The sequence below is a fragment of the Fulverythrobacter ferritrahens genome, from assembly GCF_020539485.1.
GTDB lineage: Bacteria > Pseudomonadota > Alphaproteobacteria > Sphingomonadales > Sphingomonadaceae > Andeanibacterium > Andeanibacterium ferritrahens.
In genome coordinates, this window is the sequence record NZ_JACDXU010000003.1 from 366501 (window position 1) to 378678 (window position 12178).

Annotated in this window: 23 protein-coding genes; 4 read left to right on the forward strand and 19 right to left on the reverse strand. The window is 62.1% G+C overall.

Going from position 1 to position 12178, the window contains the following annotated elements; all coding sequences use genetic code 11:
* Positions 1 to 3: 3 nt before the first annotated feature.
* The 7 genes from grxD to H0274_RS13900 all read right to left on the reverse strand — a co-directional run bounded on the left by grxD (position 4) and on the right by H0274_RS13900 (position 3734).
* On the reverse strand, positions 4 to 333 hold the full coding sequence (gene grxD / locus H0274_RS13870) for a Grx4 family monothiol glutaredoxin (protein WP_226796081.1): 330 nt from the start codon (positions 331 to 333) through the stop codon (positions 4 to 6).
* A 37-nt stretch (positions 334 to 370) separates the two neighbouring features.
* Positions 371 to 604 (reverse strand): BolA/IbaG family iron-sulfur metabolism protein, encoded by a 234-nt coding sequence (locus H0274_RS13875; protein ID WP_226796082.1) that lies wholly within the window; start codon positions 602 to 604, stop codon positions 371 to 373.
* Between the two features lie 4 nt (positions 605 to 608).
* Positions 609 to 932, reverse strand: a complete 324-nt coding sequence (locus H0274_RS13880) for a DUF1476 domain-containing protein (RefSeq protein ID WP_226796083.1) — start codon at positions 930 to 932, stop codon at positions 609 to 611.
* A 49-nt stretch (positions 933 to 981) separates the two neighbouring features.
* Positions 982 to 1584, reverse strand: coding sequence for a 3-isopropylmalate dehydratase small subunit (gene leuD / locus H0274_RS13885; RefSeq protein ID WP_226796084.1), 603 nt, complete (start codon positions 1582 to 1584; stop codon positions 982 to 984).
* Positions 1584 to 1805: a hypothetical protein gene (locus H0274_RS13890; protein WP_319018278.1), complete on the reverse strand. Its 222-nt coding sequence runs from the start codon at positions 1803 to 1805 to the stop codon at positions 1584 to 1586. Before H0274_RS13890 ends, leuD begins: the two co-directional genes overlap by 1 nt.
* 31 nt (positions 1806 to 1836) lie before the next feature.
* Positions 1837 to 3270, reverse strand: a complete 1434-nt coding sequence (gene leuC, locus H0274_RS13895; RefSeq protein WP_226796085.1) for a 3-isopropylmalate dehydratase large subunit — start codon at positions 3268 to 3270, stop codon at positions 1837 to 1839.
* A 98-nt stretch (positions 3271 to 3368) separates the two neighbouring features.
* Positions 3369 to 3734 carry a hypothetical protein gene (locus H0274_RS13900; protein WP_226796086.1) on the reverse strand — a complete coding sequence of 122 codons (366 nt, stop codon included), beginning with the start codon at positions 3732 to 3734 and terminating at the stop codon, positions 3369 to 3371.
* Between the two features lie 186 nt (positions 3735 to 3920).
* Here H0274_RS13900 and H0274_RS13905 point away from each other — a divergent pair, with 186 nt between their 5' ends.
* Positions 3921 to 4322 (forward strand): acyl-CoA thioesterase, encoded by a 402-nt coding sequence (locus H0274_RS13905; RefSeq protein ID WP_226796087.1) that lies wholly within the window; start codon positions 3921 to 3923, stop codon positions 4320 to 4322.
* Between the two features lie 16 nt (positions 4323 to 4338).
* The gene (locus tag H0274_RS13910; protein ID WP_226796088.1) at positions 4339 to 4857 is read left to right on the forward strand and encodes a sterol desaturase family protein; all 519 of its coding nucleotides are present in this window, start codon (positions 4339 to 4341) and stop codon (positions 4855 to 4857) included.
* On the opposite strand, the gene H0274_RS13915 is transcribed toward H0274_RS13910, so the two are convergent.
* Genes H0274_RS13915 through H0274_RS13960 form a run of 10 tightly spaced genes read right to left on the reverse strand, consistent with a single transcriptional unit; the run spans position 4858 to position 8720 of the window.
* On the reverse strand, positions 4858 to 5169 hold the full coding sequence (locus H0274_RS13915) for a DUF6481 family protein (protein WP_226796089.1): 312 nt from the start codon (positions 5167 to 5169) through the stop codon (positions 4858 to 4860). It abuts the gene before it with no gap.
* 43 nt (positions 5170 to 5212) lie between these two features.
* Positions 5213 to 5620: a SufE family protein gene (locus H0274_RS13920; protein ID WP_226796090.1), complete on the reverse strand. Its 408-nt coding sequence runs from the start codon at positions 5618 to 5620 to the stop codon at positions 5213 to 5215.
* A 24-nt stretch (positions 5621 to 5644) separates the two neighbouring features.
* Positions 5645 to 5896 (reverse strand): hypothetical protein, encoded by a 252-nt coding sequence (locus tag H0274_RS13925; RefSeq protein WP_226796091.1) that lies wholly within the window; start codon positions 5894 to 5896, stop codon positions 5645 to 5647.
* Positions 5893 to 6246 (reverse strand): hypothetical protein, encoded by a 354-nt coding sequence (locus H0274_RS13930; RefSeq protein ID WP_226796092.1) that lies wholly within the window; start codon positions 6244 to 6246, stop codon positions 5893 to 5895. Before H0274_RS13930 ends, H0274_RS13925 begins: the two co-directional genes overlap by 4 nt.
* Positions 6247 to 6296: 50 nt before the next feature.
* Positions 6297 to 6644, reverse strand: a complete 348-nt coding sequence (locus H0274_RS13935; protein ID WP_226796093.1) for a hypothetical protein — start codon at positions 6642 to 6644, stop codon at positions 6297 to 6299.
* A gap of 2 nt (positions 6645 to 6646) precedes the next feature.
* Positions 6647 to 6946, reverse strand: coding sequence for a hypothetical protein (locus H0274_RS13940; RefSeq protein ID WP_226796094.1), 300 nt, complete (start codon positions 6944 to 6946; stop codon positions 6647 to 6649).
* A gap of 27 nt (positions 6947 to 6973) precedes the next feature.
* Positions 6974 to 7354 carry an envelope stress response membrane protein PspC gene (pspC, locus tag H0274_RS13945; protein WP_226796095.1) on the reverse strand — a complete coding sequence of 127 codons (381 nt, stop codon included), beginning with the start codon at positions 7352 to 7354 and terminating at the stop codon, positions 6974 to 6976.
* Positions 7351 to 7644 carry an envelope stress response membrane protein PspB gene (gene pspB, locus H0274_RS13950; RefSeq protein WP_226796096.1) on the reverse strand — a complete coding sequence of 98 codons (294 nt, stop codon included), beginning with the start codon at positions 7642 to 7644 and terminating at the stop codon, positions 7351 to 7353. The genes pspC and pspB overlap by 4 nt, the downstream gene beginning before the upstream one ends.
* 3 nt (positions 7645 to 7647) lie before the next feature.
* Complete coding sequence (gene pspA, locus H0274_RS13955; RefSeq protein WP_413463483.1) at positions 7648 to 8484, reverse strand: phage shock protein PspA; 837 nt, start codon at positions 8482 to 8484, stop codon at positions 7648 to 7650.
* 56 nt (positions 8485 to 8540) lie between these two features.
* On the reverse strand, positions 8541 to 8720 hold the full coding sequence (locus H0274_RS13960) for a hypothetical protein (protein WP_226796098.1): 180 nt from the start codon (positions 8718 to 8720) through the stop codon (positions 8541 to 8543).
* Positions 8721 to 8860: 140 nt separating this feature from the next.
* Between H0274_RS13960 and pspF the strand changes: the two genes are divergently transcribed.
* Positions 8861 to 9880 (forward strand): phage shock protein operon transcriptional activator, encoded by a 1020-nt coding sequence (pspF, locus tag H0274_RS13965; RefSeq protein ID WP_226796099.1) that lies wholly within the window; start codon positions 8861 to 8863, stop codon positions 9878 to 9880.
* 2 nt (positions 9881 to 9882) lie between these two features.
* On the opposite strand, the gene rnk is transcribed toward pspF, so the two are convergent.
* Both rnk and H0274_RS13975 read right to left on the reverse strand, forming a co-directional pair.
* Positions 9883 to 10302 carry a nucleoside diphosphate kinase regulator gene (gene rnk, locus H0274_RS13970; protein ID WP_226796100.1) on the reverse strand — a complete coding sequence of 140 codons (420 nt, stop codon included), beginning with the start codon at positions 10300 to 10302 and terminating at the stop codon, positions 9883 to 9885.
* Between the two features lie 367 nt (positions 10303 to 10669).
* Positions 10670 to 11323, reverse strand: coding sequence for an FABP family protein (locus H0274_RS13975; RefSeq protein WP_226796101.1), 654 nt, complete (start codon positions 11321 to 11323; stop codon positions 10670 to 10672).
* Between the two features lie 263 nt (positions 11324 to 11586).
* Between H0274_RS13975 and rimP the strand changes: the two genes are divergently transcribed.
* Positions 11587 to 12177, forward strand: a complete 591-nt coding sequence (gene rimP, locus H0274_RS13980; protein ID WP_226796102.1) for a ribosome maturation protein RimP — start codon at positions 11587 to 11589, stop codon at positions 12175 to 12177.
* The last annotated feature ends 1 nt before the right edge of the window (position 12178 follow it).

Below are 12178 nucleotides of genomic sequence, written 5' to 3' on the forward strand. Positions count from 1 at the left end.
GCTTTATTCCGCCTTGGCGACCTGTGCATCCTGCATCAACTGCTGCAATTCGCCAGCCTCGAACATTTCCATCATGATGTCGCTGCCGCCGACGAATTCGCCCTTCACATAGAGCTGGGGAATGGTCGGCCAGTCCGAGAAGCTCTTGATCCCCTGGCGGATTTCCATGTCCTGCAATACGTCCACGCTGTCATAAGCGACGCCCAGATGGTCGAGGATAGCCACCGCGCGGCTGGAAAAACCGCATTGCGGGAAGAGCGGCGTGCCCTTCATGAACAGGACGACGTCGTTTGAATTAACGATGTCGGAAATACGTGCGTTGGCGTCGGACATTGGTCAAATCCCGAAAAAATTGTGTTTTGTCTGACCGTCAGTTGGGAACGGCAGTGGTCAGTTGCAAGGCGTGGAGCGCGCCGCCCATGCGGCCACCCAAGGCCTCGTATACCAGCTTGTGCTGCTGGACGCGGCTCTTGCCCGCGAAGGTGGCCGAAACGACACGGGCGGAATAATGATCGCCATCCCCCGCCAGATCGGTGATCTCCACCGTCGCGTCGGGCAGGGCCGCCTTGATCAGCGCCGCAATATCGTCAGCCGCCATCGCCATCGGATCAGACTTCGCCCATCAACTGGCGGCGGGCCTCGACCGTCTTTTCCTCAAGCGCGGTGCGCACGGCGGCTTCGTCAATGTCGATCCCCGCGCCGACCAGATCGCCCAGCACCTTGCGGATCACGTCTTCATTGCCGGCTTCCTCGAAATCGGCCTGGATCACGGACTTGGCGTAGGCTTCGGTCTCTTCCGGGGTCAGCCCCATCTTGCTGGCTGCCCACAGGCCGAGCAGCTTGTTGCTGCGCGCGGCAATGCGGAAGGTGGTTTCTTCGTCCATGGCATATTTGCGCTCTTCAGCGCGCTCACGGTCCTGAAAGTCGGTCATCTAGACAATCCCTCGAAAGAAAGCTGAAATCAGATAAATCGGCGCGCGTTCACGCCGCAAGGGCTGTGCCCTTTGCGAACCAGGGCATGTCCTTTGCCTGGCGCGCTTCATAGGCGGAAATCGCATCGCCCCGAGCGAGCGTGAGACCCACTTCGTCGAGCCCTTCCAGCAGGCAGTGCTTGCGGAAGGAATCGATCTCGAAGGTGAAACGATCCTGAAAAGGCGTAGTTACGGTCTGGCTTTCGAGATCGATCGTGATGGGATCGGTCTCCGCCACTTCCATCAGCCGGTCGATCGCTTCCTGGGGAAGCACGACGGTGAGGATGCCGTTCTTGAAGGCATTGCCGGAAAAGATATCCGAAAAGCTCGGCGCGATTACAGCCTTCACGCCCATGTCGAGCAGGGCCCAGGCGGCATGTTCGCGGCTCGAACCGCAACCGAAATTATCGCCCGCCACGATGATCGGGGCACCCTTCACATCGTCACGGTCGAAGACATTGGCGGGATCCTTGCGCAGCGCTTCGAAGGCGCCGCGACCAAGGCCGTCGCGGCTGATCGTCTTGAGCCAGTGGGCGGGAATGATGATGTCCGTATCGACATTCTTCATCCCGAAAGGATAGGCGCGGCCTTCAACCTGGCGCACGGGTTCCATCAATCGGTCTCCGGAGGTTCGCCCGAGGGAATGGGCGGCAATTGTTCAGGTTCGTTCTTCTGCTTGCGGCGGTTGGCGAACAGCAGGGCGGCCGCCACGGCGGCAGAGCCTATGCCGATTGCCGCGCCGGCGATGGCAGCCTTAGTGCCCATGCCCATATTCGCGCCCGACTTGCCGGACTTCGCCTTGGGCGTTTCGCTTTTCGGTGTCTTTTCGCTCATGGCACGAAGATGGGGTAGGCCGCGGCAGCGGTCAATCCACCAGCTCTCTTACGTCGGTAAGGCGGCCGGTGACAGCGGCAGCGGCGGCCATGGCCGGGCTGACGAGATGCGTACGCGCACCCGGGCCCTGCCGGCCGACGAAATTGCGGTTGCTGGTGCTGGCGCACCGCTCCCCCGCAGGCACCTTGTCGGGATTCATGCCCAGACAGGCCGAACAGCCGGGTTCGCGCCATTCCAGGCCGGCCTCGATGAAAATCTTGTCCAGACCTTCTTCCTCGGCCTGATGCTTCACCAGGCCCGAGCCGGGCACGACGATCGCCCATTTGACGTTGTCGGCCTTCTTGCGGCCCTTCAGCACCTTGGCGGCGGCGCGCAGGTCCTCGATCCGGCTGTTGGTGCACGAACCGATGAAGATGTTCTGGACTTCGATGTCCGTCATCTTCTGGCCGGGCGTGAGGCCCATATAGTCCAGGCTGGCCTGCGCGGCCTTCTGCTTGGAAGGATCGGCGAAGCTTTCCGGCGCCGGAACCACCCCGCCAATGGCGACGGTGTCTTCCGGGCTGGTGCCCCAGGTGACCGTAGGCTGCACATCGGCTGCGTTGATCACCACGCTCTTGTCGAAAGTGGCCCCTTCATCGGTGCGCAGGCTGGACCACCACGCAACGGCCCGCTCCCAATCTTCGCCCCTGGGAGCGTATTCACGGCCCTTCAGATAGGCGAAGGTCTTTTCGTCCGGAGCGACGAGGCCGGCGCGCGCGCCGCCTTCGATCGACATGTTGCACACCGTCAGGCGGCTTTCGATCGACATGTCCTCGAACACCTTGCCGCGATATTCGATCACGTGGCCGGTGCCGCCGGCCGTGCCGATCACGCCGATGATGTGCAGGATCAGATCCTTGGCGGTGACGCCGGGCAGCAATTCGCCCTCGACGCGGATTTCCATCGTCTTGGATTGCTTGAGCAGCAACGTCTGCGTGGCGAGAACGTGCTCAACCTCGCTGGTGCCGATGCCGAAGGCCAGCGCACCCACACCGCCATGGCAGGACGTGTGGCTATCGCCGCAGACGATAGTGGCGCCGGGCAGGGAAAAGCCGGTTTCCGGCCCCACCACATGCACGATGCCCTGATTGATGTCGGTCGGCCCGATATAGCGCACGCCGAATTCGGGTGCGTTCCTCTCCAGCGCGGCGAGCTGCTGCGCGCTTTCCACATCGGCGATGGGAATGCGCTTGCCGGCAGCGTCGATACGCGCGGTGGTGGGCAGATTGTGGTCGGGAACCGCCAGCGTCAGTTCAGGACGGCGGACCTTGCGGCCGCTGAGGCGAAGCGCCTCGAATGCCTGCGGGCTGGTCACCTCGTGAACGAGGTGGCGGTCAATGAACAGGATGCTGGTGCCGTCTTCACGGCGCTCCACTTCGTGAGCGTCCCAGATCTTTTCGTAAAGGGTGCGGGGTCGGCTAGCCATGGGGCGCGACGTAAGCCCGCCAGCCCCGCAAGACAAGGGAGGAAAAATTGGCCGGGCTCAAGCCCGGCCTTGATAGGTGTGGGTGGTTGCCGGCGCCGTTACCGGCGATGGTCACCCGGGCGGCCGTGGGGCGCGCGGTCCCGATCTGCGATCTCCGCCGCGATCTGGCGCTTCACACTGTCGATCCGCTGATCGAGGATGCGCAGTTCGGACTTGGTGAAGCCGTTGCGGGCATAGGCCGCGTGGAGCTTCTGCACCTGGTCGACCTTGCGCTCCAGACGCTCGGCCTCGCGGTGCGAGATCAGGCGACGTTCCTGTGCGCGGTCGATCTGGCGATCGAGCTGGGCAATTTCCTGACGGTAGTTGTCGCGGCCATGCCACGGCGCGGCAGAGGCGGGAACAGCCGCGCCCAGCACCAGCGAAGCTGCGATTGCAGGGGCGATCAGCTTGGTGAAACGGTTCATGGCATTCATCCTTCGCTACTTCAAAACCTGACGGGTCATTCCGTGCGTTCAGAAATAGGGCTGATTAGATGAACGGTGGAGATACGGACGGTCGCAGCATTGCGGCGAATTGTAACAAAGTGTCTTTCTTCGCGCTGAAGGCCGAGAGTCATTGAAACGCCGCAAATGGCTGCGTAACTTACAGCTATGTCAGCAGCTCCCTACAAGTTTCCGATCACGATCCTGCCCAGCGATATCGATTTCATGGGGCATGTGAACAATGCCCGCTATCTCAGCTGGGTGCAGGATGCCGTGCTCTCTCACTGGAAGAAGCTTGCCCCGGCTGAAACCGCTGCCTCGCGCCTGTGGGTCGCGCTGAAGCACGAGATTACCTATCGCAAACCTGCCTTCCTCGAAGACGAAGTAATTGCCCGGACCGTGCTGGAACAGGTTCACGGCGCGCGCGCCTTTTACCGCACAGTGATCGAGCGCGGGGAGGAAGTGCTGGCAGAAGTGCAATCCTGCTGGTGCTGCGTCGATGCGGAAACGCTGCGTCCGGCCCGGATCGGGGAAGAGATCCGTCGGTTCTTTTTCCCGCCGAGGGATTGAACTATAAGCTGGCGCGATGAACGCGCTTTTCCCATTTCTGATCGTGATCGCCACTGCCGCCGCCATGGAAGGCGTCGCATGGGGCAGCCATAAATATATCATGCATGGCTGGGGCTGGGGCTGGCACCGGGACCATCACGAACCGCATGACAATCTGCTGGAGAAGAACGATCTCTATGCCATTGTCGGCGCGGCGCTGAGCATTTCCATGTTCGCCGTAGGCAGCCCCTGGGTGATGGGCGCGAATGCCTGGTGGCCCGGCACCTGGATCGGGCTGGGTATTCTGGTTTACGGCATCATCTATACGCTGGTGCATGATGGCCTCGTCCACCAGCGCTATTTCCGCTACGTACCACGCAGCGGTTATCTCAAGCGGCTGGTGCAGGCGCATAATCTGCACCATGCGACCATCGGCAAGGAAGGCGGGGTCAGTTTCGGCTTTGTGATCGCCCGCGACCCGGCGGCACTCAAGGCAGAGCTGAAGCGCCAGCGGGAAGCGGGGATTGCCGTGGTCCGCGAGGCGGAAGGCGCCTGATCAGGATTTGCGTTTCTTGCGGGCCGCGTAACGCGCATCGCGTGCAGCCTTGCGTTCCGCTTCAGTCGGAATGGCGGCCAGTTTGGCAAGCCGTTCCGCTTCTTCCTTCTGCGCCTGTTCTTCCTTTGCGGCCCGAGCAGCAGCGCGCTTGGCTTCCTGCCGGGCTTCCTGTTCCAGCCTGCGGGCGTTGAGTTCTGCGATTTCTTCCGCAGTAGGCTTCGGGGCGGCCTTCATCTTTTCGAGGGCGCGGGCTTTTGCGAGGGCCGAGGCAGATGCACGGTCCTGAAAACTGGGGTTCTTGAAACCCTTCATTGAAATATTCCTATGTGGGATCGGGTATATGGACCGAGCTGTATCACAGATCGGCAAGTCTTGCTGCGTGCTCTTTCACCAGCGCGATCATGTTGGGTACGCCCTGAGTGCGGTTGGAACTGAGCTGCTTCCTGAGGTCGAACGGTTCCAGTGCGGCGGTGATGTCCATCGTGGCGATTTCCGCTGCGGGCTTGTCCTGCACCGCGCTCAATACCAGGGCAACGATGCCCTTGGTGATGGCCGCGTTGCTGTCCGCCAGAAAGTGCAACCTGTCGCTTGCCTGCGTGGGATAGACCCAAACCTTGGCCGAGCAGCCGCGTACCAGCGTGGCATCGGTCTTGAGGGCATCGGGCATATCCTCAAGCTCGCGACCGAGTTCGATCAGCAGGCGATAGCGTTCGTCCCCTTCAAGGAACTCGTATTCTTCGCGGATGTCGTCGAGGCTGCGCATAGCCGCGCCTCTAGCAATACTGGCCTACAGGTCCACCCCTGAAGCGATGGCTTCCAGCTTGCGGATGCGTTCCTTGAGATCCGCCAGTTCGATCCGGGCCGCCCCTTCGCTGGCCCGGCCCTCGATTTCGGGACGGGGGCGGTGGGCTTCCAGTTCCTTGCCTTTCAGCGCCAGCCAGCTCTGCCAGCCGCGCAAGGCTGCGCTCGACAGGATCAGGAGGCCAAGCAAAGCGATGCAGGCGATCAGCAAATCGTCACTCAGGATCTGGCTCATCATCGGGCGTCTCCTTGCTTCTCGCGCTGGTCCCGCACGACCTTGGCATCCTGATCGCGCAGGGCCTCGATTTCGTTCGCGAGATTATAGCTGCGATCGGTCACGATGCGTTCGAGTACGGCGAGGCGATCTTCCGAGGCTTCAAGACGGTCGAGCAACCGGGCATTCTCGGCCTTGAGCGTTTCGACTTCGCTGTTCTGCGAATCGCGTCGGCCAGGGCCGCGACCGGCATGATGGCCGAAGGGCCCGTCATGGTCCGGCAAGCCATGCCGGGCACGAATGGCGGATTTGATCACCCGGGCGATCATGGCCATGGCGATGATCGCAAGTACGAATTCTGCGCCATATTGCATTGCAGGAACTCTCCTCCTCGTGCCGTCAGTTCACGGCATTCGCGCATCCCTTATCGGGCCGCGGCACTTTCGGGCTCTCGCAGGCTTTCGATCTGGCTGGCCACATCGAAACCCCTGTCCGTCACGATCCGTTCCACCACGGCCAGGCGATCCTTCACCGATGCCAGTTCAGCCCGCAGCGCGGCATTTTCCTGGGTCAGCAGGCGCACGCGCTGCATTCCTTCGGAATTGAGGTCCGGCTTGAGCGACTGGCCCCACATTCCCTCAAGCGGATAACCATGCTGGATGCGCAGCTTGGTGGTGTGAATCCAGCCCATGATGCCGGCGATGCTGACCACGAAGGCGCCACCCACGATCCAGCCCATATAGGGCAGGAAGCTCTGAAATCCGTCGCCCATACTCAAATTCCCTGCTTCTCGCGGTCGCCGTTCGCCATCTCCACCGCGCGCGTGTCGCGCAGGGCTTCGATCTGGCTGGCCACGTCATATCCCTTGTCGGTCACGATGCGTTCGAGCACCCGCACGCGCTGTTCCAGCTCCTTCACATGGCTGGCATATTGCGCGGCCTTTTCGGCGCTCAGTTCGGCCGTGGCGTGAATTTCCATTTCAGCGATTTTTTGCCGATGACGGGTCCAGATGGCGATGATCGGGATCGACATGCCCAGGATCGGTATCAGCAGTGCAAGGTTTCCCGCGTCCATCCCATTTCCCCTTAAGTGTGTCGCGCCTCAGCGCAGCCGCTCGATCTCAGCCGAAAGGCGCGGATTGCTGGAGACGTAATAGCTCTCTACCTCGGCCAGGCGCCGGTCGATGTCGCGGAAGCGGGCGCGGATTTCGCGCGCGGTGCGCTTGGGCGACTGGCGCACGCCCTGCCAATATTGCTGCTCGTCCTTGTCGACATACAGGTTCTGCGGCTTCTTCTTCAGCAGGAAGCCGGCGATAATGTAGCCGGGCACGGTAAAGCCGGACATCGGCGTGAAGAACGATACGATCAGGCCGATGCGAACCCACAGGACGTCGATCCCGGTGTAATCCGCAATTCCTGCGCAGACCCCGAAGACCTTCCCGTTCTGCGTATCGCGGTAAAGCGTGGTGCGGGGGCTATTCATTTCTTCAGTTCCTTTTCGGCAAGCATGCGTTCCAGGTCGCGCAGCTTCTGATTGTCGGCATCAAGGTCGGGCAGGATGCGGGCAGGGCGGAAATCGGGATTATCCGCAGCCACAAGGCGCTCCACCGTGTCCATCCGCTCGTCCAGCCTGCGGGCGAGCTGATAGAGTTCCTCCAGCAGCGCCTCGTCATCCGTGGTTATCGTGGCTGCGGTCTTCCACTTGGTGATGTAGTGAAAAATGATCCACGGCAGGGCGATGAAGATCGCCACGATCGCAACGAACCCCTCCATGTCTTATTCCCCCTTGCTCTCGCCGCCCATGCCGAGCGCGCGCTTCATCTCTTCCAGTTCCTCATCGATCTTGTCCGAACCGGCGAGGGCGTTGATCTCGTCGGCAAGGCTCGGCTGGCCGCCCTCGGCGATGCGCAGCGCGTCGGCCCGGCCTTCGGCGTAGTCCACCCGGCGTTCCAGCTGGTCGAAGCGGGCCATGGCCTCGTCCACCCGTTCGGTGGCGAGCAGGGTGCGCAGTTTCACGCGGTTCTCTGCGCTTTCCAGTCGCGCCGCGATCTGGGTCTGGCGGCTGCGGGCTTCGCGCAGGCGATTCTGCAGCTTCTGAATGTCCGCTTCATAAGCGCGCAGGGAATCGTCCAGCACCGCAATCTCGGCCTGCAGTTGTTCGGCCATGTCACCGGCCTTGCGCTTTTCCACCAGCGCGGCGCGGGCCAGATCTTCCCTGTCTTTGGACAGGGCCAGCTGGGCCTTTTCACCCCAATCCGCCTGAAGCCGTTCCAGCTTCACCGTGTGGCGATGCATTTCCTTCTGATCCGCGATCGTGCGGGCTGCGCTGGCGCGCACTTCCACCAGGGTTTCCTCCATTTCGAGGATGATCATGCGGATCATCTTGGCCGGATCTTCGGCATGATCGAGCAGATCGTTGAAATTGGCGGCGATGATGTCGCGGGTACGCGAGAAAATGCCCATCCAGGGAACTCCTCCAAAGGTTGCATTGCGGTTCGGTTCGGGGTTGCGTCGCGCCCGGTCAACCTCTGAATCGAGGCGGGCGCGGCGCGTCTCGCTTCCGGTCTGAACCGTGGGGCGGACGCCGGAAAGGGGTGATTGTGTTCCGTCCATCCGGGGTGCCCGATGCTCCTGCCCGATCGGGCTGAGCGGATTTTTGTCTGCCGTGTTCACGCAAGCTCCACTGTGTGTGTCGCCAGGGCCAGCGGAGTGGGCGCGGCCTGGAGCTGCTGGCTCAGCGCCAGCATGTTGAAAGCCAGCATCGCGGCGATGCTGACGACGGCTGCCTTACCCAGCTTGGTATGGAAAAAGCGGCTGTCATACATGGTGCGGTTCCCTCCAGAATTCATGCCAGGACACATGCCAGGACAATAGCAAAGGGCGTGCCAATTGGAGGGGAGGGCGGAAATTCGTTAGTTTTTGCGCAGGGCGGCGCGCAGGTGTTGGTGATTATTGCCATGTCTTGGGAAAATCCGCTACAAGCTGGTGGATGGATCGGGGCAATCAGTTCATCGGGCAATCAGGCGCCTTTCTGGACGCGGTTGAGCGGGCCAGTCGCGCTGCGCCGATGCGTCGCCCCGTTCTGGTCATCGGGGAGCGTGGCACCGGCAAGGAGCTGATCGCGGAACGCCTCCATCGCCTTTCCAACCGCTGGGAAGAACCGCTGGTCACCATGAATTGCGCCGCCTTGCCCGAAACGCTGATCGAGGCGGAGTTGTTCGGGCATGAGGCGGGCGCTTTCACTGGCGCGACGCGCGCGCGCGAAGGGCGCTTCGAGGAAGCGGACCGGGGAACGCTGTTCCTGGATGAACTGGCAACGCTTTCCATGGGCGCGCAGGAGCGGCTGCTTCGCGCCGTGGAATATGGCGAAGTTACCCGCATCGGCTCTTCCCGGCCGATCCGGGTGGATGTGCGGATCGTGGCCGCCACCAATGAGGATCTGCCGCGCATGGCGCGGGAAGGGCGGTTTCGGCCGGACCTGCTCGACCGGCTGAGTTTCGAGGTGATCACCCTGCCGCCCCTGCGTGTGCGGGAAGGCGATATTTCTGTTTTAGCGGACTATTTTGGCCGCCGCATGGCCGCCGAGCTGGGGTGGGAGGCTTGGCCGGGCTATGCGCCCCATGTCCAGCGCCAGTTGGAGGACTATGCCTGGCCCGGCAATGTCCGCGAGCTGAGAAACGTAGTGGAAAGGGCGGTCTATCGCTGGGACGATTGGGAAGAGCCGATCGGCCACGTCCAGTTCGACCCGTTTGACAGCCCCTGGAAACCGGCGGGCGAGCCAGCGCATAAAGGCGCCGAGAGAGCGGACGACGCGCCCCCTCGTGTGATCGGCATCCCCGATCATGATCAGGTGAGTGACCTGCGCGCTGCGGTTGATGCGCATGAGCGGGCGATTCTCGAACATGCCCTTGGCCGCTACCGCTGGAACCAGCGGCAGACGGCCAAGGCACTGGGGCTCACTTACGACCAGCTGCGCCACTGCATCCGCAAGCACGGGCTCGTGCAATAGGATCAGGCCGGCTGCACCACCTTGCGGATGGTGAGAACGCGTTCGCTGCCATTGCGACCCGGCCAGATGATCGACTGTCCTTCCGCCAGCCCGATCAGCCCCGCGCCCACCGGGGTGAGGATGGAGAGCTTGCCCGCCGCAATATCGGCCTGTCCGGGATAGACGAGCTGGACGGTGTGGCCGTCTTCATGTGCATCGTCGGCAAATTCCACCGTGGAATTCATGGTGACGATCCCGGCGGGAATTTTCCCGGCGGCATGGATGCGCGCGCGGTCGATCTCGCGCAGCAGCAGGTCGCTCGCTTCGGGGAAACGCTCGCTATTGCCGATGGCGAGATTGGCGAGGCTTTCGGCCTCATTGTCGATCATATGGATGGGTGGCCTGCGGCTGGCCTTGGTCTTGGTCATAAGCGTATCGGTCATGGTGCTGGCACCTCCGGATAGAGAGAAAGGCGGCTGTCGCGCCGTATTCGGTCTTTGGAGTTCGCCCCGGGCGCGGGGCGTGTGCGCACCGGACCCGGGGCTACATGCCCGCGAGAAGTTGACCACCCAGATGTCGGAAGAAGTGCCGGTTCATGCGCGCAGGCTGTCACCGGCGGGGCAGCAAGTCAATCTTTGCTGGGGGAATGACGAAGATGAGCGGGCACAACCCCAATCCCGATCACCAAACCCGCTCGTCCTGAGCCTGCCGAAGGACAGGCGTCGATGCTGGCCTAAGAAAGGGATATGGGGCTGATGGCTTCCCGCGTCCTTCGACGGGCTCAGGACGAGCGGAGGGAAGGGCGAGGGCTTACTCCGCCGCCTGCCCGCGCACGATCTTCAGCCAGGGGTTGATGTCCACTTCGCCCACCTTGATGAGGCGATTATTGTCGCGGTGGTGGAAGGGTTCGGTCTGCCCACGCACCATCATCACGGTGTCCTGTACATAGCTCCAGCTGCCATCCTCGTGGAATTCCACTTCGATCCGGTAGGAATCGGTGCGGAAGGCCTGTTCGAGGAAAGTGGTGGAGGCGATGCCATATTCGGTGGTGCCGCGTTTTGCCTCCAGCACCAGCCGATTGTCGCCCGGCGCGGCATGGCCAGCGGCCAGCGCCACCTGTCCGCGCGGGATCGCCAGGGTCTGCATGATCAGGCCGGTAGCCGGTTCCCACAGCCAATAGCCGATCTGGTCATGGAAGGTGATGTCCTCGTCCGGCGTGTTGATGTGGACGTGATAGCGCAGGCCATAGAGCAGTTGCGGCCCGTTGGATTGCGGATCGATCGGTTGCATCACGATGCGTTCAGAATATTCGCTTTCGTCCGGCCCTTCGGCCTTGGGGGCGATGTCGGTGCCGCGCTTGCCTTCCCAGATGCCGGCGAAACGGCGCAGCGGGCCCAGATTGGCCAGCGTATCGGGATCGACATCTTCCTGTTCGGTGAAAATATCCTCGGGAATCTGCATCATTCGCTCCAATAGCACGCGGGCCTTGTGTCTTTTGCAAGCAGTCCCGGACGCCAGCGTCAAGCGGGAGCGCGCATCCCCGCCGCTGTTCCGCCCTCGTGTCATGGCGATGTCACGGCGCAGAGCTACATAATGTTCCCTTGCATTGTGCTGTGCAGGGGCCTATCTGAACTGCATCCCGACATTGTGATTCAAGGTTTGGATGCTGGCGCCACTCGGGGCCGGCCCGAAACGCGTTTCGCATTGTCCGTAATTCCGGAGTACTCATGGCCGATATTGCGCGCCTTATTGAAGTGATCGAGCCCGAGGCGAATGCCCTGGGGTTTGATCTCGTGCGCGTGAAAATGATCGGCGCCGAAGCTGGCGAGGGGGAACCCGCGCTGCAGATCATGGCGGAAGACCCGGCCACCGGGCAGCTGGTGATCGAACAATGCGCCGAACTTTCCCGCCGCGTTTCGGACAGGATGGACGAGCTGGAGGATGCAGGCGAAGTGCTGGTGGAGGGCGCCTATCGCCTGGAAGTCAGCTCGCCCGGCATTGACCGGCCGCTTACCCGGTCGAAGGATTTCGCCAATTGGGCCGGGCATGAAGTGCGCATCGCCCTGGCCGAGGCGATCCATGGCGATGACGGCAAGCCGCGCAAGACGGTGAAGGGCGATCTGGCCGGGATCGAAGGCGATATCGTCACGGTGGACGATGCCAAGGTCGGCCGGGTGCAATTCCCGCTGGAACTCATTCATTCGGCAAAGCTTGTCCTTACCGACAGGCTGATTGCCGCAACCCGCCCGCTCGACACTTCCGGCGCAGAGGAAGTGGAAGAAGGCGCAGACGAATTTCTCGAAGAAGAGGAAGGCTGAG